The following is a 22070-nucleotide window of genomic DNA, read 5'->3' on the forward strand; positions in this document are numbered from 1 at the left end:
GTCGCGGGACCACGAACGCCGTTCGGTTCAGTAAGCCGGGATCCAGCGGCTTCGGGGTGTCGACACCAGGAAAAGTCACCGGGTCCCGCATCGAGTGCGGGGCGACGGCGTTGGGAGTTGGAGCCACGGTGCAGGTGAGGCGGGGCGAGGGGGTGGAAGTCCGCGTCGTCGGGGTGCGGGGTGTCGGGCGACGGCACCGGGGTGCCAAGCGGCTCCACGTTCCTGAGAGCGAAGCGATCGGAAGACCACCCCTCAAGTCGTCCAGGGCCTGACCCGGGATCCAGCGACTTCGGAGTTTCGGAAGAGAGGAAAAGTCGCTGGACCCCGCATCAGGGGCGGGGCGACGGGTGGGCGGTGCGGAGCGCCGTTGGGTCGCGATGAGCGTCGGAGCTTGGTGCGGCGCGGCGGCGCGGCGAGGGCTGCCCGGGCATGGTGTCGGACCACCCTGCACGAGCCGCTCGCGCACGGACGAGTGTCGTGCTCGGTACGCGAACTACGTACAGAGCCCCGAATCCCAGACCACGCCCACCATCATGCTCCGATTTCTCGCCCTCCTGTTGTTCGTCCCGAGCCTGCTGCACGCTGCCACCTTCACCGTCACGTCGAACGCCGACACCTCGGACCCCGGCACGCTGCGCTGGGCCATGGAGCAGCACGGATCGCAGGGCGGCGACAACCGGATCGTGTTCGATCCCGCGCTGGCCGGGTCGACGATCACGCTGACCGGGACCCTTCCCCAGGTGACCTTCAACACGCTGGAGATCGACGGCCGCGACGCGCCGGGCCTGGTGATCGACGGCGATGCCGGGGGCCGGGTGTTCCTGGTCGGAAACAATGCAGACGGCTTCATTCTGCGAAACCTCGTCGTGCAGAACTCCGACGGCGTGTTCGGCGGCGGCTGCCTGCGCGCGACCGGGAACGGCGATGTCGTCGTCACGATCACCAACGTGACCTTCGCCGAGTGCGAGCAGCGCCCCCCGTCCAACGGCTCATCGCCCGCGTTCGGCGGCGCGATCTACACGGAGTTCAACGCCGACGGCATCCTCGACATCCGCAACAGCCGGTTCATCGGGAACCGCGTCTACGGCAGCGAGAACCTGTTGTTCGGCGGCGCGATCTATGCAGAGGGCGGAACCGTCACGCTCCTGGGCAACCACTTCGAACTGAACTCGGCCGAGAACCTGGGCAACGCGTCCGACCAGGGCGGCGCGGTGTACATCCGCGATGCCGAGGTCGGGCTGAACGACAACGAGTTCCTGTTCAACCAGGTCGGCGGAGCCGGCGGGGCGGTCACGCTCAATCTGCTCCCCACCAACGTCGCCTCCGTCCAGCGCAATCTGTTCGCGGCCAACGTGGCTGCGCTGGGTGCGGCCGTATGGACCGGCACGCAATCGATCGGCGGCGACGTGCCGTTCTTCAACTTCTGGAACAACACCTTCCTCTCGAACACCTCGTCGTCTTCCCCCGGCGGATCGATCTATGTGCGCGAAGGCCAGCTGGTGACGCGCAACAATTCCTGGATCGACAACACCAACACCGGCTCCGGCGCGGCGCACCTGGCCTACAACCCGAGTGGCGCCGAGTTCCTGTCGACCTGGAACAACCTGTTCTCCGCGGCCACGACCGACGCCTGCGCCACGTTCAACAACAACCCGCCTGCAACGTTCGGCTCGGCCGGCTACAACCTGCTTCCCGATGGCAGCTGCGCGATCAACGGCTTCAATGACCTGATCGGGGATGCCGGCCCGTTCCTCCCGCTCGGCCACTACGGCGGCGTGACCCGCACCGTGCCGCCGGCCTCGCTGAATCTCGCCCTGGACAACGCCAACCCGGCGCCCATCACCTCGACCAACTCGTCACTGTGCACCTTCACCGATGCGCGCGGCGTGGATCGGCCCGGTGACGGCGACGCCGACGGCACGGCGGTGTGCGACATGGGTGCATTCGAATGGCCGCACGAAGCGCCACTGTTCATCGACGGATTCGAGACCGGAGCGCTGGTCATTCCTTGACCCGTGCCGAAGGGGCATGCTCGACGGTCCGCGTACGCCCCCGATCGACTTCACGAACCCGTGAAGTGCGGCGGAACGGATGCAGAATCGCCGGACCCCTCATCGAGTGCGGGGCGAGGGACCTTGACGGGGCTTACCTCGGTCGCCCGGGACCCGGTGAGTGCCGGAGTGCTCGACAACCACCGCAACGATCGCCGGGCTCCGGTTCGGGAGGCCGGAAGGACGCGACACGGCGTTTTCATAGGCTGCGCCTAAGATGCGGCATCGGGCAACGGAGTGCGCGACATGAAGAGCGAATCAGCCAGGCGGATCGTGATCGTCGGCGGGGGATCGGGCGGATTGAAGCTGGCCACCCGCCTGGGCCACCGGTATCGTCGCGATCCGGAGGTCAAGGTGATCCTGGTCGACGGCACGCTGACCCACGTCTGGAAGCCCTTGCTGCATGAGATTGCCGCCGGCACGCTGGACATCCACGAAGACGAGTGCAACTACCTCGCGCACGCCCGACGACATCACTTCCGCTTCGTCTGGGGGCGGATGCAGGGCCTGGACAAGGAGCGGCGCACGATCCAGCTCGAACCGCTGGACGGCAACGGCGACGGCCAAACGGTGCCGTCGCGAGACCTCCCCTACGACGTTCTGGTGCTGGCCGTCGGCGGTATCAGCGACGATTTCGGCGTCCCGGGCGTGGCCGAACACTGCTACCGCCTCGACTCGGCCACCGAGGCCGAGCGCTTCCGGCGCAGCCTTCTGGAATCCTACCTGCGAGCCGGCCAGACGGAAGCGAGCCCCGCACCGGGCGACCTCGACGTTGCGATCGTCGGCGGTGGAGCCACCGGGGTCGAACTGGCCGCGGAGCTGGACAAGATGCGCCGCGAGCTCAACGAGTACGGCGCGGTCGGTATCGACACGGTCAAGGACACCCGGCTGACCCTCCTCGAGCGCGTTCCTCGGCTGCTGCCCGGGCTGCCGGAGGAGCTGGCCGAGAGCACCGAGAAGGAGCTGACCGAGCGCGGCATCGCGGTCCGAACCGGCGAAGCCGTGTCCGAAGTCACCGCCGAGGGCGTTCGAACGGAAGGCGGCGAAATGATTCCGGCCCGCTTCACGGTCTGGGCCGCAGGGATCCGCGGGCAGGCGTTTCTCGGCCATCTCGACGGGCTGGAGACCAACCGGCGCGACCAGGTCCTGGTCAAGCGCTCGCTCCAGGCCACGACCGACGCACGCATCTTCGCACTGGGCGACTGCGCGGCCTGTCCGCTCGACTCGGACGGGGGCGGGTTCGTCCCACCGCGGGCCCAGGCGGCGGACCAGCAGGCCAGGTTCCTGGCCACGCAGTTGCCGCGCTACCTGGCCGGAAAGACGCTAGAACACTATCGTTATCGCGACCGGGGGTCGCTGGTTTCCCTCGACGACACCGCCGTGGGCACGCTGATGGGCGCGCTGATGGGCAACGTGAACTTCGAAGGCTGGGCCGCGCGGTTCAGCTACCGGATGCTGTACCGCTCGCATCAACGAGCGCTGCACGGCTCGTTCCGCGCGCTGATGCTGTGGGGCTCCGACCTGATCGGGCGTCGAACGCGTCCGAGGTTGAAGCTGCACTGAGCCGGAACCCCCGACCACCCTCGCCCGGGCGGCGGCGCGACCGACACCCCGCTTCACGAAGCGATCATCGCGACCCGTAGGCTGGGGGATCGCGATTACCCGAGGATTCACTAAATGCCACGACGATTCATGACCGGATCGAACACGAGTTCGCTTGTCCTGGCCCTGCTTGCGGGGCTGTTGCTGAGCGGCTGCGGCGACGGCGACGGCTACAACGAAAACGGCTACAAGGACGAAAGCGACTCGACGGAGTCGGCAGCGACGGAGAGCTCCGGCGGCATGAACGACATGGCCTCCGGCTACGCAACCGCCAGCGGGATGACGGACGAGGCGCCTGCGCTGGCGTCCGACGATGTGGCATTCCTGTCGCGGCTCGGACTGATCCGCGGCCACCTGCACGCGGGACACGCGCTGTACATCAACGACTACCGGGACATGGCCGCGACCCACATGAAGCACCCGCGCGACGAACTCTACGCCGGCCTGGAGCCGGCGATCGAGGCGCGCGGTTTCCAGCCTTTCGACGACCGGCTGACGGTGCTGAAGGATGCGGTCGATTCCGGCGCCGACGGCGCAGAAGTGACCGAGGCCTGGCGCGAGATCGACGAGGCGATCGAGACGATCGAGCGCGGCGTGGATGCGAGCGCGGCCGACGAGCTTCGCGCGGTGGCGGACATGCTCGAGACCGCGGCCGAGGAGTACGCCGTGGGCGTGGTCGACGGCGTGGTCGCCAACGAACACGAGTACCAGGACGCCTGGGGATTCACGCAGATCGCGCTCGAGCGGGTCGGCCAGATTGCCGCCACCTCCGACGTCGAGCGCAGTGCGACGGCGCAAGCCGCCGTGGTGATCTCCAGCCTCGCCGACCTGTGGCCGGAGCTGGCACCGGTCGAAGTGCCGGGGGCGGAGGCCGACCGGATCGCCGGCGCGGCCGATCAGCTTCGCGCGCTGGCCGACGGGATGGGCTGACGCACCGGCACCGGCGACGACGGCGCCGGGACCCGTCCGGGGCCGGTCCCGTCAATTCCGGTAATCGGGGTTCTCGTAGCCGAATCGGCAGCCGGCGCGCCAGGCCTTGCGGTCGTTGCCGTGCGACGGCAGCCCGCCGGCATCGACCAGGAGCCGCGCCATGTGCATCAGGTTCCAGGTCATGAAGGTGGTGTTGCGCTGGGTGAAGTCGTTTTCGACCCCGCCGGAGTCCTCGTCGGCGTAGGACGGCCCCGGCCCGGCCTCGCCGATCCATCCGGCGTCGGCCTGCGGCGGGATCGTGTAGCCCAGGTGCTGCAAGGCGTAGAGGATGCCCATTCCGCAGTGCTTGATGCCGTCCTCGTTGCCGGTGATCACGCAGCCGCCGGTCCGGCCGTAGTAGATCGACTGGTTCCTGTCGTTGAGCTTGCCCGATTCGCTGTACAGCCGCTCGATCAGCGTGCGGCAGACCGACGAGACTTCGCCCAGCCAGATCGGCGTGCCGACGACCAGGATGTGTGCATCCATCACCCGTTCGCTCAATTCCGGCCAGTCGTCGCGGTCGAAGCCGTGCTCTCGCATGTCGGGCTGGACGCCGGGCGGCAGATGCAGGTCGGCGACCCGGACCAGCTCGGTGGTCACGCCGCAGGCGTCCATGATCGATCGACTCACGGACATCAGCGCCTCCGTGTGGGAAAACTCGCGCGAGGGTTTCAGGCTGCAGTTGAGGAACAGCGCCTTGAGGTCGCTGAAGTCGTGGGGGCTGTCGTTGCACAGCGCTTGCTGCTTCTCGTTGAGGCTCATGGTCGGACTCCTTCGATCAGGGGACGGATGGCAATGAGAGGTCCGCGGGTTCCTGCAGGGCTCACGATGCGTCCCGATGCGCCCGGCCGAAGCGGCGCGCCAGCGGCGCGGCGCTCACGCCGTGGGCCACGATGCTCAGCGCCACGGTCAGCGCGATGGCGGCCAGCAGCGGCGCCTCGTTCGGCACGTCGGCGCGCTCCAGGATGATCAGGGCGAACAGCACGGAAGCCAGGCCGCGCGGCCCGAACCAACCCAGGAACGCGACCGTGGCCGGGTCGAGGCGCGTCCCGAGCAGGCTCAAGGCGATCGGCACCATGCGCATGGCGGTCAGCGCGAACAGGGCATAGACCGCACACCACCAGGTCAAGTGCTCGGCGGCGGCCGGCAGCATCAGCGCGCCGACCAGGAAGAACGTTCCGAGCACCAGAATATGGGCCTCGGACTGCTGGAATTCGTAGGCGTAGCGGCACCGCTTGCCGAGCATCCGCGCCATGGCCAGGCCGCCGACGAAGGCGGCGAGGAAGCCGTTGCCGTGCAGGGTTTCAGCCAGCAGAAAAGCCGAGAGCGCGATCGTCAGCGCAGCGAGACCCTCTGCCCACTCGTCCATCCAACCGGCGTTCCAGGCGCGCTGGATCAGCCAGCCCCCACCGCCGCCGATCAGCGCCCCGGCCAGGGGACCGAACACCAGTTGCTGGGTGACGAAGCCGGCCCAGCCCGCGGCGCCCTGCTCGTTGGCGCCGGCGGCGAGTGCCGCGAACAGCAGCACCGCCGGCAGCGCCAGGCCGTCGTTGACGCCGCTTTCGGTGGTGATCGCGGCGCGAATGCGCGACGGCACGGCCTCGTTATCGATCACCGGCTGGCTGAGCGCCGCATCGGTCGGGGCCAGGATCGCCGCGAGCAGCGCGGCCTCCCAGATCGAGAGCGCGGGGAAAATAAATGCTGCGCCCAGGGTGCCCAGGGCGACGGCGAGCGGCAGGCCGACCAGCAGCATCCGGGCGGGGATCGAGCGGACCCGAGCGAGCGTCCCGAGATCGGTGGACGCCGCATCGGTGAACAACACGAGCACAAGGGTGATCTCTGCAAGGAGAAACAGCGGCCCGTCGTGCAGGCCGTGGCCGGAGGCCGGGTCGGCGCCGAAATCGATCCAGTGCAGGCCGGCCGGTCCGAGCGCGAAGCCCAGGGCGGCGAACAGCAGCGGGCCGGTCAGCACCGTGCGGCCGAGCCGACGCGTGCACAGAGCGTAGGCGAGGAACGCGAGCGCAATCAGCAGCGCGATGCCGTGATTCATGGAGGACCCGTGCCGGCTGGACCGGCTTCGAGTCTAGCCGTCGCGTCTGCCGGGCGCCACCGAGGCGGACGTCAGCGCACGAACACCGGAGGACGGCGGGCCGCGTTCAGCGGAGCCGGCCGGACCCGCGCTTCGTCCCGGCCATCGACGCTGCGGCAATCGGCTGGAACAGGCCGCGAAATGCGCCGGGCTCCCACCCGCCGAGCGCGGGCGACGGGTCGGTCACGCCGAGCCGCTGGACCAGCAGCTCCGCCAACACCTGGCGGTAGTCGGTGGTCACGCGCAGGTCCTGGCCGTCGGACAGGTCCGCCGGGTCCAGGCCGGGCCAGTCGCCGTAGACCTGGCCCCCGTTGACACCGCCGCCGGCCGCGAACATGACCCCGGCGTGGCCGTGATCGGTGCCCAGCGAGGCGTTTTCGCGCACCCGGCGGCCGAACTCGGTCATGACCACCACGGTGGTGCTGTTCCAGGCCTCGCCGATATCGTCTCGAAACGCCGCCAGCGATCCTGCCAGGTCGGCCAGCAGCGGGTCGATCTGATCGGCCTGGTCGTCGTGATGGTCCCAGCCGCCGCCGTTGATCGCCGCGACCTGCAGCCCCGCGTCGGCCTTGATCAACCGGGCGCAGTCGGCCAGCGCTCCGCCGAGCTGGCCCTGCGGATAACCCTCGCCCGGCGGCATCGCGGCCACGGGCACCAGCGCATCGGAGGCGTCGAACACGCCGTTGGCCGTTTCGGCCAGCAGCGGATCGGCGGCATACACGGCCTTCAGCGCCGACCGGTCGAGCGGGTTCAGCGCCACTTCGAACTCGTCGATCCGGCCGATTGCCAGGGCGTCGACGGGTCCGACCATGGACTGCGGCACCGCCTGGTCCAGCGCCACCGCGGCCAGCGGCAGGCTGGGCGCCAGTTCGGCGAGATAGCGTCCGATCCAGCCGTCGCCGGGCTTGAGCTCACCGGCGTCGATGCCCTGCTCCATGGTCGCCTGGGCCTCGAAGTGCGAGCGCTCGGCGGTCTGCAGTCCGGCGGCGTGGATCACCGCCAGGTCGCCGTCGTCGAACAGGTCCTTGAGGCCGCCGGCGGCCGGGTGGAGGCCGAAGAAGCCGTCGAGCGGGAGCGCGTCGGCTTCGGACACCGCCAGCGTCGGGCGGGCGTCGAAGTAGGCGCTCTCGCCCAGCGGGGGACAGACCGTGAGTCCGTCGGCACCGCCGCGCAGGTAGATGGCCACCAGCCGATCGCCGGCGCCCAGGTCCTTGACCGCCGCTCTCGCCCAGCGGGGCGCAAGCGCCACTCCGCCGGTCACGGCTGCGGCCTGAAGGAACGTGCGTCGTTTCATGTCCAGCGTCATGTCCAACTCTCCGGGGTCGGTCGTGCGCTCATCGCCACTGGGCCTCGGGCCCGGCCAGCAGCCAGGCCGCCATCGCCGGCGCGCGGTCATCGGCCGGCAGGCCGTTGGCGTAGCGGATCAGGATGCGTCGCGTCCGGGCCGTCACGCCGGCCGGGCGCAAACCGTCGATCAACACCGTGGCCATGTCGCTGATCCTGTCCTGCTCGGCGGCCGCGCGGATCAGCGGCGACGCGTCGACCAGGCCGCGGGCCCACTCGTAGGCGGCGTTGAAGCGGACCAGGAACCCGGTGGTCGACTGCCAGTGTTCGCGGTCGTCGGGGTAGCCGTCGGGCGCCGGCCAGCCGAACGGGACCTGGCCCGACGCGGCCAGCGCGTTGTAGATGCGGCCGAGGATGTCGGTGCCGGGGTCGGGCTGCAGCCGGCGCAGCACACCGGCCGTGAACTCGTTCGGCCGCTTGAACTTCAAGGCCATGGTGTCGGCCACCTGCGGGTGCAGCAGCAGCGCGCGCATCGTGTCGACCACCCGGCCGCCGGAGTCGCTGAAGGCCTGCGCCACATCGTCGATCACCGCCGGGTCGGGATCGTCGGCGACGAAGCGGCGCAGCAGCTTGGTCGCGATGAAGCGGGCGGTCGACGGGTGGTTGGCCAGCGTGCGCAGCACGTTGGTCCCCTGCGCTTCGCCGGAGCCGATCACCTCTTCGCCGAGGAAGGTCTTCGGCCCCGGATCGTGGGTGAATCCGTTGAACAGGAACTCGGCAGGCTGGCGGATCGTCCAGCCGGTGAAGACGCGAGCGAGCTCCTTGACGTCGTCCTCGGTGTAGCCGCCGTCGACGCCGAGCGTGTGCAGCTCCATCAGCTCGCGGGCGTAGTTCTCGTTGGGGCCGTCGGCGGTATTGTTGGCGTTGTCGAGGTATTCGAGCATCGCCGGGCTTCGGGCACTGGACTGCAGCAGGTCCTCGAAGCGGGTCATCGCCAGCGGCCGGATCATGTCGCGGTCCTCGAGCGCCTTGTAGTAGCCGCCGACGACATCGAGCGCAGGCACGTTGAAGTGGTCCGACCAGAACTCGACCATGCGCTCGTAGAGCTGGCGCGGGCTGAACGCCCGGCGGATCATCGTCGCGATGACCAGGTCGCGCTGGGCGGCGCCGAAGTTCTCCTCGATGAAGATGTGGCGCGCGAGTTCCTCGGGGGTCATGGAGAGCGTCGGCAGCGCGTCGATCAACAGCGCCTCGATCGGCCCGTCGTCGATCGCCTCGTGATCGAGCTGCCACTCGACGAAGCCCTCGTAGCCGAGCTGCTCGGCCACGTCGACGGTGCCGGAGTCGGCGCCGTAGGTGATGCGCTCGACCAGGCGGAGGATGCGCGCGCGCTCGGAGACGGGGTCCAGCACCGGAATCATGTCGGGTTCGCTCCTCTGCGGTGGCTCGTCGGGTGGCGCGGCCGGTCGCCGGTGGCGCAGCGCGGCCCCACTACCGGAATCAACGTCCACCCGGCCCGTCGGGTTGACACGGGGCGGCCGATTCGGTGGATTTCGTCCCCTGAACCCTACGCTTCCGGGGCTCCCCGTGCAACTTCGCGCCGCCCGTCCAGCGACGCGGATTGTTACACTTGAAACCAGTTTGGCGAGGGCATCACCGCTTTCGCTGCACCTCGTTCCGCGGCGCGGAGCGCATGAATTCTTCGAAGGAGAACGGCCATGGGCCTGCTGGTCGACGGCGAGTGGAAGGACAAGTGGTACGACACCGACGCCAACGGCGGCCGCTTCAAGCGCCAGGCATCGTCGTTCCGAAACTGGATCACCGCTGACGGTTCGGCCGGGCCGGGCGACGAGGGCGGCTTCGAGGCCGAGGCGGGTCGCTATCACCTGTACGTTGCCTACGCCTGTCCCTGGGCCCACCGCGCCCTGATCTTCCGCAAGCTCAAGGGCCTGGAGAACATGATCTCGCTATCCGTGGTCAACCCGCTGATGAAGGAGAACGGCTGGACCTTCGAGCCGGGCTACAAGGTGCAGCCGGATCCGATCCACGGCGCGACCTTCCTGCACCAGGTCTACACGGCCGCCGACCCGGACTACACGGGCCGAGTCACGGTGCCGGTGATCTGGGACCGGAAGAAGGAAACGATCGTCAACAACGAGTCGGCCGAGATCATCCGGATGCTGAACTCGGCCTTCGACGGGATCGGCGCGAAGGACGGCGACTTCTATCCCGAGGACCTGCGCGAAGAGATCGACGAGATCAACTCGACGGTCTACACGAACGTGAACAACGGCGTCTACAAGGCCGGCTTCGCGACCACCCAGGAGGCCTACGAGGAAGCGGTCATTCCGCTGTTCGAAACGCTGGACCTGCTGGAGAAGCGACTCGCCGAGCAGCGCTACCTGTGCGGCGACCGGATCACCGAAGCCGACTGGCGCCTGTTCACCACACTGGTCCGCTTCGACCCGGTCTACGTCGGCCATTTCAAGTGCAACCTGCGGCGGATCGAGGACTATCCGAACCTGTCGAACTACGTGCGCGACCTCTACCAGGTGCCCGGCGTGTCCGAGACCTGCGAGTTCCACGCGATCAAGCTGCACTACTACGGCAGCCACGACATGATCAACCCACCGGGCGTGGTCCCGGTCGGACCGGCGCTGGACCACCACCGCCCGCACGACCGCGACCGCTTCGCCTGAGGCCCGCCGGTCGCCGGCGTCCGCCGTGACCCCAAGCGGCACCTTCCTGTACTTCGCCTACGGCTCGAACCTGATGACGGCGAGACTGCTGGCGCGTTGCCCCTCGGCGCGCAAGGCGGGCAACGCGATCCTCCCCGGCCACCGCCTGGCCTGGCACAAGATCGGCAGCGACGGCACGGGCAAGTGCGACGTCGTACCCGCGGCACCGGCGATCGGCCGAGCCGCCGATCGGGTCCACGGCGTGGCCTGGCGCATCCGGCGTGCCGAACGTCCAGCGCTGGATTTCCACGAGGAACTGGGCACCGGCTACACGGCCGAAGCCGTGCGCATCCGCCTCAACGGCCGGACCCGGCATGCCCGGACCTATCGGGCGATTCCGATCGACCCCGACCTGCGGCCGCTGGACTGGTACAAGCGCTTCGTCGTGGCGGGTGCCCGCGAACACGGGCTGCCCGATCACTGGATCGCCCGACTGGTCCGCACTCCCGCGATCACCGACGCCGACCTGCCCCGCCGCAACCGGAACCTGCGCGTTGGCAAGCGGGGCTGACCCTCCTCGAACCGGGTCACCCGGCCGCTCCGATCCGGAAACCGATCAGAACAGCAGGCCGAGCAAGCGATAGAGGATGTAGAACGCTGCGGTAAAGGCCGCCGCGGACTTCAGCTTGCCCGGCACGGCATGAGCATAGGTGATCGCGAATACGCCGATGTAGACGAACACCATCGCCAGGCCCCGGAACCAGCTCTGGATGCGGATATCGAGCACATCGAGCACGAGCGCAAGAAGCAGCAACAGGGTCGACAGCACCAGCGCGCCGCCGAATTTCTCCAGGTAGAAATCCAGCCCGCGGGTCTTGCCGAGCGCATTCCAGGCGAACACCAGCGCGCCGATCGGGATTCCGATCACCAGCACGGCCTTGATGCCGTCGAGCAGGTGGCCGAACTCGAAGTCGAAGCCCGTGTAGCCGAACGTGCGGGATACGATCGTGGCGAGAAAGAACACGCCGAGGAACCCGCCGAGGTCGATCATCGCGTTGGTATTGCCGCTGCGATGGCTGCCGTCGAAGAACGTGTCGGGGCGGGTCAGCACGTCCCTTACGTGTTCGACGTAGCCCTTGCCTGCCCCGTCCTTCGGACGATCGTCCGGATCCGGCGAGGTGGCCGTTTGCTGGTCGTGTTCCGTCATGGCGCGACTCCCTGTGGGTGGATGACCTTGCCTTGTCCTTACGTCAACGATACCGGCGCCCCGCCACGCCCGCAATGCGAGGTCGCGCCGAGCGTGATGGAGTTCTCGTTTTTCTTTCGCCCCGCTCGGCGCTGGGCTATGCTGGGGGCCAGGCCCGTCGAGCCGCTGCACCAGCACGACTCGGACGGCGCCTGAGGGAGATTGAGATGCCTTTCTCGGAATCCGGGGATCCATCCAGGACTACCGCTCGCTCGCAGCGGAAGCGCGGCCGCGCGCGATGAGCGTGATTTCCGAGCTCAAGCGCCGCAACGTGTTCCGCGTTGCGTTGTTCTACATTGTCAGTTCCTGGCTGCTGGTGCAGGTCGCCGAGACCGTGCTGCCGGTGTTCGGCGTGCCGGACACGTTCATCCGCGGGATCATCGTCGTACTGGTCATGGGCTTCGTCCCGGCGCTGGTCTTCGCCTGGATCTTCGAGCTGACGCCGGACGGGCTGAGGCGCGAGAGGCCGGAAGCCGACGCCGTCGCTTCCGCGCGACCGGTCTCGCAGAAGCTCAATATCGCGACGCTGGTTATTGCCGTGCTGGCCATCGGACTGCTGGCCGTCGATCGATTCGGCGGATCGACTTCGAGGGACGGCGCAAATTCTGGACCTCAGGCCGGTCCGGCACCGGCGCAGACGATGGACGAGCTGGCTCCGCCGGCGCGCTCGATCGCCGTCCTGGCCTTCGAGGACCTGAGTCCCGAGGCCAACCAGGCCTATTTCGCGGAGGGCGTTTCGGAGGAATTGCTGAACCTGCTCGCCCGGATCGAGGACTTCAAGGTCGCCGCGCGCACCTCGTCGTTCAAGTTCAAGGGCACCGGAGCCGACATCGCCGAGATCGGCCGGGCGCTGAATGTCGAGACCGTGCTGGAAGGCTCGGTCCGCAAGGCCGGCGACCAGGTGCGCGTGACGGCGCAGTTGATCAACGTCGCGGACGGCTACCACCTCTGGTCGAACAGCTACGACCGTCGACTCGAGAACATCTTCGCGGTCCAGGACGAGATCGCCGGCGCGATCGTCGAGCAGTTACGGCTCCAGTTCGATGTCGAGGCCGAGACTGCGTCGCGCACCACCAACGTCGAAGCCTACGACCACTATCTTCGCGGTCGCGAGCTCGCGCGCGAGCCCACGCGCGATGGACTGCTGCGCGCCATCGAGCAGTTCCAGGCCGCGCTGGCGATCGATCCCGATTTCGCTGCCGCACACGCCGGCATCGCCAATGCCTGGGTCTGGCTCGAGGACTACGGCGGCGTGAAGTCGTCGGAGGCCTACCCGAAGGCCGAGCAGGCGGCCCGGCGCGCGCTGGCACTCGATGAAGAATCCGCCGAGGCGCACGCCGCGATGGCCTTCGTGCTCGATCGCTACTACGACGACAAGCAGGGCGCGAGCGAGTACTTCGAGCGCACGCTGGAACTCAACCCGAACTACGTCACCGCCTACAACCTGTACGGCGACGTGCTCCGCGACATGGGCCTGCTCGAGCGAATGATCGAAGTCCATCGTCGTGCCGTCGAGCTCGACCCGCTCTCACCGTTCATGCGGATGCGGCTGGCGGCGAAGCTCCAGGTCGCAGGCGAGCCGGAGGAGAGCCGCAGGCTGATCGCCGAGCTGCTGGCCGAGCAGCCCGATAACGACTACGCCTTCGAAGAGCTGGGCAACCTGAAGATGGGCACCGGCGACTTTTCGGGCGCCTTCGACGCCTATCGAAAGGTCCACGTTCAGCGGCCGGGCGACCCCTATTCGGCGTCGCAGATGGCCGAGATGAGCATCGTGCTCGAAGACGAGACGGCGGCCCGCGCCTGGATCGCCGAGGCCCGCGCCCGAGGCGAGGACAATCGCTGGGAACTCGATCCGCGCGAACAGCTGGCCAAGTGGCAGCAGGACTGGGAGTCGCTACGTGAAGTCGGTGATCTTCGCGGCGGTCACACCGGCGCGCGGATGCGCGGCGAAGCGGCCATCGGGCTGGGCCATTGGGCGGAGGCACGCCGGCACTTCACCGAGGCGCTGCGGATGAGCGGCTATACCCCCGACGAGCCGGTGCTGCTGCAGCACGTGCACAAACTGGCCGGACTCGAGATTGCCGAGCGAGCGCTTGAGCTTTCTCCCGATCCCAATCGCCTCGAGCAGGCCCGGCGGCCGCTGGAGCTGCTGGTCGACGCGAAGGCTATCGCGGTCAACGACCTCAATTACTACGTTGCCCTCGCGCGATTCGCAGCGCTGCAGGGCGACCACGAAGAAGCCATCGACCTGATCCTGCAGGGCTTCGGACAGGGCGAACCGATTCCCGAGTGGTTCCTTCTACGCGATCCCGCGTTCGAGACCTTGCGCGATCTGCCCGCGTTCCAGGCCGCAGTCGACCGCGCGCGCGATCTCCGCGAGAGCCTGCAAGCTTCCCTTCCTCCGGACGCGCGCATGCCGTGACTCTTTGGGCCGAGATCAAGCGCCGCAACGTGATCCGGGCCGGACTGGCCTGGCTGGCGCTGTCGTGGCTGCTGATCGCGATCGCCGACCTGCTGTTTCCGTACCTGGGCTTCCCGGACGAAGCCATCCGGGCATTGATCCTCGGCCTGGGCATCGCCCTGCTCCCCGTACTGGTCCTGTCCTGGTTACTCGAACTGACGCCCAGGGGGCTTCGTTTCGATCGCGGCCCGCAGGGCGACAATCCGGAGAACGCGCGCACAGGGCGGCGCCTCGACCAGCTGACCGTGGTCCTGATTCTCGGCGCGTTGGGCTTGTCCGCCCTGCGCGAGTTCGTGCTGATCGAACCGGCCGACCTGCCGGTGGCCGAGCTTCCGGCAGTGCCCGGGCCCTTGCCGACGCTGCCGCAGCCCGAACCACTGCCGCCGCCGGCCGCAGATCCGCGCTCGATCGCCGTCCTGCCGTTCGCCAGCATGAGCCCGAATCCGGACAATGCCTACCTCGCCGAGGGCATGGCCGAAGAGATTCTCAATGTGCTCTCGCGCATCGACAACCTGAGAGTGGCATCACGAACGTCCTCCTTCGTCTTCGGTAACGGATCGACCGGCGCCCGAGAGATCGGTCGAAGACTGGGCGTCGCGCACGTTCTCGATGGATCGGTGCGGCGCCAGGGTGATCGGGTCCGGGTCACCGCGCAGTTGATCCACGCCGAGAGCGATCAGCACCTGTGGTCGCAAACCTTCGATCGAGAAGTGGCCGACATCTTCGCGCTGCAGGAAGAAATCGCCCAGGCGATCGCCGACTCGCTGGCCGAATCGCTGGGCGTCCGCACCGTCGAGGTGCGCCGAGCGACCGAGGACCTGCAGGCCTACGAACTGTTCCTGCGCGCTCGCCAACTGTTCGCCCAGCGCGGTGCCAGCCTGATGCCCGCGCGCGAGTTGCTGCAGCGCGCAACCGAGCGCGACGCGGACTTCGCCGAAGCCTGGGCGCAGCTGGCCGCCGTCGAATACGTGCTTCCGTCCTATTTCGCGGAAGCCGATGTGGCCGCCACCCGGCAAGCCGCATCCGATGCCGCCTCAAGGGCGCTTGCCCTGGTGCCGGACGAGCCCACGGCGCTGGCCGTCAGCTCCCGCCTGGCCGCCGACCGCAGTCAGCGTAGCGAATCGCTTTCGCTGGCCGATCGAGCGCTGGCCGAAGATTCGAACAACGCCAACACGTGGATGTGGAAGGGCCTGACGCTGCTCGAGGGCGGCCACCTGAGCGCTGCTCGGCAGGCCTTCGACCGGGCCCGCCGCCTCGATCCGTTGAGCGGCATCCACCTCGGCTGGCTCGGCTCGACCGAGATCGCCGCTGGGGAATTCGGCTCGGCAGAGAACCACCTGGCCGAAGCACACGCGCTCGGCTGGCAGGGGCCGGCCAGCGCATGGCAATTGAAGCTGACGGTGAATCGGGATGGATTCGGCGAGACGGCGGAGCAAGCCTATCGACACTGGATCGAGACCGACGGGCGCATCGACCCGGCCGCGCTGCCGATTTACCGCGATGCAGCACCGGCCTTCGGCGACCGCTCGCAGATCGACGCGGTCGCCGAACGCATCCGGACTGCAATCGACGCCCGGCCCGAGCTCGACTGGACGCCGCTGTTGCTGAACCTCGGACTCGCCGATGCGGCAATGCGCGAAGCGCTTCGACCCAAGCCGCCGTCGCGGCAGATCCTGCTGATGATGATCTGGACCCCGGCAGACGAGGCCTTCCGCGAGCACCCGGCCTTCATCGACTACGCCCAGCAGGCCGGATTGATCGATTTCTGGAACGAACACGGCTCACCGGATCACTGCCGGCCGGTCGGTTTCGGCCCGGACCGGAAGCTGGAGTGCGATCGATGAGCCTCTGGACCGAACTCAAGCGGCGCAACATCTTCCGAGTGGCGGCGGCCTACGTCGTGATCGGCTGGTTGACGCTGCAGGTCGCCGACATCGTGCTCGGCTTCACCGGCGCACCCGAGTGGGTCGGCAAAGCCCTGATCGCACTGCTGCTGCTCGGCGTGATCCCGGTGCTGGCGCTGGCCTGGGTGTTCGAGGTCACCCCCGAGGGCATCCGGATCGACGACGGCAGCAATCAGCGCGATGTCAGCCCGCAGGCCCGTCGACTGGATGTGGTCACGCTCGGCGCCGTCGTCCTGGTCATGCTGCTGATGGTCGGCCAGCACCTGGCACCGGCGCTGCTGTCGCCGGATGCGTCGGATACGCCAACCGTGCAGGAATCTGCATCTCCGTCGGGATCGACCACGACGGCCGATCCTGCCCCGGCCGAATCGCACGACACCCCAGTCGACAACCTCGTCGCACCCGAAGGATCGATCGCGGTCCTGCCGTTCACGAACCGCAGCTCCGATCCGGACACCGAGTATTTCGTCGACGGCGTCCACGACGACCTGCTGACCGAGCTTTCTCGCAATCCGCAGCTGACCGTGATCTCGCGCACCTCGGTGATGCAGTACCGCGGCACGACCAAGACGCTACGCACGATCGGCAACGAGCTCGGCGTGGCCCACGTGCTCGAGGGCGCGGTGCAGCGTGCCGGCCAGCGCGTTCGGATCAACGCCCAGCTGATCGATGCCGAGACCGATGCCCACCTGTGGGCCGACACCTTCGACCGCGAACTGACCCCGGAAAACGTGTTCGACATCCAGACCGAAATTGCGACCGCCATCGCCCGCGCACTCGGGCGAACGCTGTCGAGCACTACGCAACCAACCAGTGGATCCGCCGTGACGCGCAGCGCTGAGGCCTTCGACGCCTACCTCCGCGCCCGTTCAAGCGACGATCTGATTTCCGAACCGATCATTCGCCAGCGGATCTCGCTCTACCGCGAGGCCCTCGAGTACGATCCGGAATTCGCGACGGCGATGGGTGAACTCGGCCGCGAGTACACCAACCTGTACTGGTACGTGTCCCGCCGGGACGCCGATCGGCAGTTGGGCGGCGAATGGATCGATCGCGCCCTGCGCCTCGAACCGGACAATCCCATTCTTCAGATGGCGCGGGCCGAGCACCTGTACAGGGCCGACCTCGACTACGCAGGCGCGCTGGCCGCACTCGAAGACGCCGAGGCTCGGCTGCCTGGCGATGCGCGCATCTTCATGCTCCGGGCCTACATACAGCGACGGGCGAACCAGCCGGAGGCGACGATTGCGTCGCTCACGACCTCGGCGCTGCTCGACCCGCGATCGATCGAGGTGCTCCAGACCCTGTTCGAAACGCACTGGCTGCTGGGCGATCTCGAAAACGCGCGGGGCTGGCACGAACGCCTGGTCGAGATTCCCGCCGTGCCGCGTTCGACCCTGCTGAACCTGCCCTACGCCGAACTCGCACTGCGCGCGAACGCCGACGACGCCATCGCGGAGCTCCGTCGCCTGCCGGTCGGCGGAAACATCGGCCTCTCCCTGTTCAACTACATCGACCGGTTCTACTGGCCCTTCCTCGCGCGGGACTACGCGTTCGCCGAACAGCAGCTCGCGCAGCTCGATGAGGAATTCGACATCATCGAAGACCAGTTCACCTTCAACCCGATCGCACTGCTCGAGTCGCGGCTCGCCTCCGCTCGCGGCGACGCGGAACGGCAAGTCCAGCAGGCCGAGTCGGCACTGGGCGTGCTCGATCGAGCCCTGGAGCAGCGGCCCAACGACTACCGAGCCTGGTCGACTCGCGGCCTGGCGCTCGCCTTGATCGGCCGAGAAGAGGATGCAGTCCGGTCCTTCGATCGCTCCCTGTCCGGGCACGTCCCGAGTCGCGACGCAATGATTCATGGGGAAGTCCTCAGAACGCGTGCCATCGCACTCGCACAGGTCGCTCGAACACCCACCGTCATCGAGGCCGTCGAAGCCTATCTCGGGCGAACGATGAAGTACTACAGCATCCACGGCCTGATCCTCGACCCGGCCTTTGACCGCCACGTTGACGACCCGGCCTTCCAGGCCTTGATCGCGCGGCATGCGCGCGAGGATGCGGTCCGATGAACCTGATCACCGAGCTCCGGCGACGGAAAGTCTTTCGCGTGGCCGCGGCTTACGCTGTGGTGGCCTGGGGCGTAGCGCAGATCGCCGACCTCGTGCTGGCCAATACCGCCGCACCGCCGTGGGTGATGCAGGTAATCCTGCTGATGCTGGCCCTGGGGTTTCCGATCGCGGTGGTCCTGGCGTGGGCGTTCGAAGTCACGCCCGCCGGGGTGAAGCGAACCGAAGCTGCCAGCGACAGTCAGCGGGCTGCTGGCCTTCCGGTCTCCGAGTATGCGTTCATCGGCCTGATGCTGACCGTGATCGTCGTCGCCGGCTACCAGGTATCCACACTGCACGACCGCAACGGCGCGGTGGACGAGACGGCCCGGGTTGCAGAGCCCGAAGCCCCGCTCGAGAACGCTCCGGAAACTTCGCAAGAGCCAGATGATGGATCACACGCGACTTCAATCGCGGTCCTCGCCTTCGAGAACATGAGCATGGATGCCGGCAACGAATACTTCGCCGACGGCATTTCGGAAGAGCTGCTGAACATCCTGGCCGGCATCGACGGGCTCAAGGTCGCGTCGCGCACTTCGGCGTTCTCGTTCAAGGGCAGCAGCACGCCGATCCCAGAGATCGCCGAGCAGCTCGACGTGCGCCACGTGCTGGAAGGCAGCGTCCGCAAGGCCGGCAACCGGGTCCGGATCACCGCACAGCTGATCGACGCGACCGAGGACGCCCACCTCTGGTCGGAAGTCTATGACCGCGAGCTCGACGACATCTTCGCGGTGCAGGAAGAGATCGCCCGGGCGATTACCGGCGAACTCGAAAGCGTTCTCGGTACGCGCAGCGTCGACGTCACGGCCCCCACCCGCGACATGGATGCGTACGAGCTCTATCTGCGGGGACGCTCGCGTTTCTTCGGTCGAATCGAGCTCAATGAAGCCGTTGAAGATCTGCGGGCCGCGGTCGAGCAGGACGATGACTTCGCCGAGGCCTGGGCCTTTCTGGCCGCGTTGTACTGGTTGCACGGCAACGGCGCCTACCAATCCGACTACGATCGTGACGAAATGACGCGCCTTGCGGGTCTGGCCTCGGCCCGCGCATCCGAACTCGACGCGGAAATCCCGATCGCCCTCGCGGTCCAGGGCCAGATCGCTGCAGATTCGGGACGTCCCGGGGCGGTCGCGGACGGTGTCCGACTGCTCCAGCGCGCCGTCGCGATGCCCGCGCCCGACACCACGCCCCGGCTCTGGCTCGCGTTGCTCTGGATGGAACTGGGCCATCCCGAACGCGCGGAACCGTTGCTCGTCGAAGCCCGCGAAATGGATCCGCTGGTCGGGATCAACAGCGGCGCACTGGCCGTTTCCCTCGCTGCGCAGGGGGAGATATCGAGAGCCGAACCGCTCGCACTGGTCGCCGCAGGGATCGACGGGCTGTCCTTCTGGGGCGACCTGCTCGTCGTCAATCGTTTTCATGCCCACGGGCCGGAACGCGCGGCGGACCTGCTTGGTGGGCTGATCGACCGCCTGCGCACGCGCGACCGTGACGAGCGCTCGATCCGGGAAACCGCAGAGGACGAGTCCATCCTCGCGGCGATCCATGATCCCTCGTTGCGGGCGGACTTGCTGTCGGAGTGGCAGGACTACGGGGATGCCGACATTGCGTCCCTGCTGTTCGATCGCGCGACGCTGGCACTGGAGTCGGCCCCGTACGACTCGAATCGTCCGTGGGCGATCGCGATGGGCGCCTGGCTGCCCGCGATGGAGTGGCTCCGGGAAGACCCGCGCTACTTCGAACTGATGGAACGCCGCGGCCGCGTCGCATACTGGGAGTCGCACGGCTATCCGCGCGGCTGCCGGCCGGTCGATGGGCCCGCAGGCCGGCACCTGGAGTGCCCGGAGGCGGAACGGTGAGGCTGATCGCCGAACTGAAACGAAGAAAGGTCTTTCGCGTGGCCGCCGCCTACGCGGTCGTGGCCTGGGGCCTGGCGCAGGTGGCCGACCTGGTGCTCGAGAACACCACCGCACCGCCGTGGGTGATGCAGGTGATCCTGCTGATGCTGGCCCTGGGGTTTCCGCTTGCGGTGATCCTGGCGTGGGCGTTCGAGGTCACCCCCGAAGGTGTCAAGCGCACCGAATCGCTCGGGGGCAACGAGCGGGCGCCGGCGATGGCCGCACCCGACTACCTGCTGGTCGGCATGCTGCTCGCCGTGATCGTGGTGGCCGGGTTCCAGCTCACCCGGATGGCCGATCCCGCGATCGAACCCACGGCGACGCCTGCTGCAACCGCAGGCGAGGCAGGTGCGGACACTTCAACGATTTCTGCAGCGTCCATTGCCGTTCTGCCGTTTGCCGATCTGTCGCCGATCGGCGATCAGGAATACTTTTCCGACGGCATCGCAGAGGAAATCCTGAACGTCCTGGCGGCCATCGACGGCCTCCGCGTCGCCTCGCGCACCTCGTCGTTTCTTTACAAGGATCCCAGCGAACCGATTCCGACCATCGCCGAGGCGCTCGGCGTGGCCCACGTGCTCGAGGGCTCGGTCCGCAAGTCCGGCAACCGGATCCGCATCACCGCCCAGCTGATTCGTGCCGATTCCGATGCACACCTGTGGTCGGACACCTACGACCGCGAACTGAGCGCCGATACCGTGTTCGCGATCCAGGACGAGATCGCGCAGGCCATCGTCGACGCGCTGCGCAACGAACTGGGGCTCGACATCCAGGGCGAAGTCCGCGTCGCCTCGGACACGGAAAGCCTGGATGCCTACGAAATCTATCTGCGAGCACGCGAGATGTTCCGTGATCGCTCCGACCTTCCGGAGGCGTTCGCCTTGTTCGAACGCGCGGTGGAAATCGATCCCGATTTCGCCCGTGCATGGGAAGGCATGGCCGCGGTCGGTGCCGTCATCGAGGATTGGGGCTTTGTCGATCGTCCGTATCGAGAGCTGGCCGCGACCGCCGCGGACCGAGCTCTCGAACTCGACCCGGGCCTCTCGATGCCGTGGGCCGTCCGAGGCCTGCTCGAATTCACTAAGCGGCCGATCGATTTCAAGACATCACTGGGCCTGATCCAGCGCGCCCTCGACGCCGATCCGGACAATGCATCGGCTCTGCTTTGGGGAAGCATCCAGTGGACCAGCCTCGGATTCTTCGATCGCGCGATCGCAGCGCAGGATCGCTGCCTTGCGATCGACCCTGCCTACGAGAACTGCCGACGCTTCAAGGCGCTCGCGCTGCAGCTCGCCGGTCGGTCGGACGAAGCGCTGGACGCGTTCCTGGTCGGTGTAGGCAACGGGTTCGTGACCAACCAGTCCATAAGTTTCATCCAGCCGCTGCTCGAACGCGGCCGGCGTGCCGAAGCGATGCTGCTCATGACCGCCGACGATCTCTCGCCGGACTGGCAGCGGGCGATGCTCGAGTTCCAACGCACGGGACGTCCTGCCGGGAACGTACGCGACGCGATCGCGGAATCGGAGCCGCTTCGTCGGCACTACGCCCTGCACTACCTGACGCTCGGCGCCTACGACCTTGCAGCGGACATGGACGAAACATCCGAAACGACCCTCCTGCACTGGCACCCTGCGCTCCCCGGCCTGCGGAACTCCGAAGCCTTCAAGCGCATGCTCCACGCCCACGGTGTGCCGGACTACTGGCGGGATCACGAGTATCCGCCGCAATGCCGGCCGATCCTGAACGACGCCGGCGAGGACGACTTCGAATGCGATTGAGG

At 67.7% G+C, this 22070-nt stretch carries 15 protein-coding genes; 10 read left to right on the forward strand and 5 right to left on the reverse strand.

Annotated elements, in window-relative coordinates; genetic code table 11:
• Nucleotides 1-533: 533 nt before the first annotated feature.
• From KUV67_06590 to KUV67_06600, 3 genes are all read left to right on the forward strand, one after another.
• Nucleotides 534-2012 (forward strand): hypothetical protein, encoded by a 1479-nt coding sequence (locus KUV67_06590; GenBank protein MBY6204542.1) that lies wholly within the window; start codon nucleotides 534-536, stop codon nucleotides 2010-2012.
• A gap of 285 nt (nucleotides 2013-2297) precedes the next feature.
• Entirely contained in the window at nucleotides 2298-3614 is a 1317-nt protein-coding gene (locus KUV67_06595) for an NAD(P)/FAD-dependent oxidoreductase (GenBank protein ID MBY6204543.1), read from the forward strand.
• A 129-nt stretch (nucleotides 3615-3743) separates the two neighbouring features.
• Complete coding sequence (locus tag KUV67_06600) at nucleotides 3744-4583, forward strand: hypothetical protein (protein MBY6204544.1); 840 nt, start codon at nucleotides 3744-3746, stop codon at nucleotides 4581-4583.
• A 51-nt stretch (nucleotides 4584-4634) separates the two neighbouring features.
• On the opposite strand, the gene KUV67_06605 is transcribed toward KUV67_06600, so the two are convergent.
• The 4 genes from KUV67_06605 to KUV67_06620 form a co-directional block, all read right to left on the reverse strand.
• Nucleotides 4635-5384, reverse strand: a complete 750-nt coding sequence (locus tag KUV67_06605; GenBank protein MBY6204545.1) for a flavodoxin family protein — start codon at nucleotides 5382-5384, stop codon at nucleotides 4635-4637.
• Nucleotides 5385-5445: 61 nt separating this feature from the next.
• Nucleotides 5446-6672: a cation:proton antiporter gene (locus KUV67_06610; GenBank protein ID MBY6204546.1), complete on the reverse strand. Its 1227-nt coding sequence runs from the start codon at nucleotides 6670-6672 to the stop codon at nucleotides 5446-5448.
• A gap of 106 nt (nucleotides 6673-6778) precedes the next feature.
• Nucleotides 6779-8017 carry a DUF1501 domain-containing protein gene (locus KUV67_06615; GenBank protein MBY6204547.1) on the reverse strand — a complete coding sequence of 413 codons (1239 nt, stop codon included), beginning with the start codon at nucleotides 8015-8017 and terminating at the stop codon, nucleotides 6779-6781.
• A 28-nt stretch (nucleotides 8018-8045) separates the two neighbouring features.
• Nucleotides 8046-9416: a DUF1800 domain-containing protein gene (locus tag KUV67_06620; protein MBY6204548.1), complete on the reverse strand. Its 1371-nt coding sequence runs from the start codon at nucleotides 9414-9416 to the stop codon at nucleotides 8046-8048.
• 297 nt (nucleotides 9417-9713) lie between these two features.
• Here KUV67_06620 and KUV67_06625 point away from each other — a divergent pair, with 297 nt between their 5' ends.
• Both KUV67_06625 and KUV67_06630 read left to right on the forward strand, forming a co-directional pair.
• Nucleotides 9714-10694, forward strand: a complete 981-nt coding sequence (locus tag KUV67_06625; GenBank protein ID MBY6204549.1) for a glutathione S-transferase family protein — start codon at nucleotides 9714-9716, stop codon at nucleotides 10692-10694.
• Between the two features lie 25 nt (nucleotides 10695-10719).
• Nucleotides 10720-11244 (forward strand): gamma-glutamylcyclotransferase, encoded by a 525-nt coding sequence (locus KUV67_06630; GenBank protein ID MBY6204550.1) that lies wholly within the window; start codon nucleotides 10720-10722, stop codon nucleotides 11242-11244.
• 45 nt (nucleotides 11245-11289) lie between these two features.
• On the opposite strand, the gene KUV67_06635 is transcribed toward KUV67_06630, so the two are convergent.
• Nucleotides 11290-11880: a hypothetical protein gene (locus KUV67_06635; GenBank protein MBY6204551.1), complete on the reverse strand. Its 591-nt coding sequence runs from the start codon at nucleotides 11878-11880 to the stop codon at nucleotides 11290-11292.
• A 277-nt stretch (nucleotides 11881-12157) separates the two neighbouring features.
• On the opposite strand from KUV67_06635, the gene KUV67_06640 reads away from it, so the two are divergent.
• The 5 genes from KUV67_06640 to KUV67_06660 are packed head-to-tail and all read left to right on the forward strand — an operon-like array spanning nucleotide 12158 to nucleotide 22068.
• Nucleotides 12158-14341, forward strand: coding sequence for a hypothetical protein (locus KUV67_06640; protein MBY6204552.1), 2184 nt, complete (start codon nucleotides 12158-12160; stop codon nucleotides 14339-14341).
• Nucleotides 14338-16224, forward strand: coding sequence for a hypothetical protein (locus KUV67_06645; GenBank protein MBY6204553.1), 1887 nt, complete (start codon nucleotides 14338-14340; stop codon nucleotides 16222-16224). Before KUV67_06640 ends, KUV67_06645 begins: the two co-directional genes overlap by 4 nt.
• On the forward strand, nucleotides 16221-18356 hold the full coding sequence (locus KUV67_06650) for a hypothetical protein (protein MBY6204554.1): 2136 nt from the start codon (nucleotides 16221-16223) through the stop codon (nucleotides 18354-18356). The genes KUV67_06645 and KUV67_06650 overlap by 4 nt, the downstream gene beginning before the upstream one ends.
• The gene (locus tag KUV67_06655) at nucleotides 18353-20251 is read left to right on the forward strand and encodes a hypothetical protein (GenBank protein ID MBY6204555.1); all 1899 of its coding nucleotides are present in this window, start codon (nucleotides 18353-18355) and stop codon (nucleotides 20249-20251) included. The genes KUV67_06650 and KUV67_06655 overlap by 4 nt, the downstream gene beginning before the upstream one ends.
• Nucleotides 20248-22068 carry a hypothetical protein gene (locus tag KUV67_06660; protein MBY6204556.1) on the forward strand — a complete coding sequence of 607 codons (1821 nt, stop codon included), beginning with the start codon at nucleotides 20248-20250 and terminating at the stop codon, nucleotides 22066-22068. The genes KUV67_06655 and KUV67_06660 overlap by 4 nt, the downstream gene beginning before the upstream one ends.
• Nucleotides 22069-22070: the final 2 nt, after the last annotated feature.

Origin of the sequence: Halomonas denitrificans, assembly GCA_019800895.1 — a bacterium.
Classification (GTDB): Bacteria; Pseudomonadota; Gammaproteobacteria; order Xanthomonadales; family Wenzhouxiangellaceae.

What these genes read in the sequence shown, in the direction of transcription:
- KUV67_06640 (MBY6204552.1), top strand. Translation starts at nt 12,158, where the DNA reads ATGAGCGTGATTTCCGAGCTCAAGCGCCGCAACGTGTTCCGCGTTGCG.
- KUV67_06650 (MBY6204554.1), top strand. Translation starts at nt 16,221, where the DNA reads ATGAGCCTCTGGACCGAACTCAAGCGGCGCAACATCTTCCGAGTGGCG.
- KUV67_06600 (MBY6204544.1), top strand. Translation starts at nt 3,744, where the DNA reads ATGACCGGATCGAACACGAGTTCGCTTGTCCTGGCCCTGCTTGCGGGG.
- KUV67_06590 (MBY6204542.1), top strand. Translation starts at nt 534, where the DNA reads ATGCTCCGATTTCTCGCCCTCCTGTTGTTCGTCCCGAGCCTGCTGCAC.
- KUV67_06605 (MBY6204545.1), bottom strand. Translation starts at nt 5,384, where the DNA reads ATGAGCCTCAACGAGAAGCAGCAAGCGCTGTGCAACGACAGCCCCCAC.
- KUV67_06610 (MBY6204546.1), bottom strand. Translation starts at nt 6,672, where the DNA reads ATGAATCACGGCATCGCGCTGCTGATTGCGCTCGCGTTCCTCGCCTAC.
- KUV67_06595 (MBY6204543.1), top strand. Translation starts at nt 2,298, where the DNA reads ATGAAGAGCGAATCAGCCAGGCGGATCGTGATCGTCGGCGGGGGATCG.
- KUV67_06615 (MBY6204547.1), bottom strand. Translation starts at nt 8,017, where the DNA reads ATGACGCTGGACATGAAACGACGCACGTTCCTTCAGGCCGCAGCCGTG.
- KUV67_06635 (MBY6204551.1), bottom strand. Translation starts at nt 11,880, where the DNA reads ATGACGGAACACGACCAGCAAACGGCCACCTCGCCGGATCCGGACGAT.
- KUV67_06655 (MBY6204555.1), top strand. Translation starts at nt 18,353, where the DNA reads ATGAACCTGATCACCGAGCTCCGGCGACGGAAAGTCTTTCGCGTGGCC.
- KUV67_06620 (MBY6204548.1), bottom strand. Translation starts at nt 9,416, where the DNA reads ATGATTCCGGTGCTGGACCCCGTCTCCGAGCGCGCGCGCATCCTCCGC.
- KUV67_06625 (MBY6204549.1), top strand. Translation starts at nt 9,714, where the DNA reads ATGGGCCTGCTGGTCGACGGCGAGTGGAAGGACAAGTGGTACGACACC.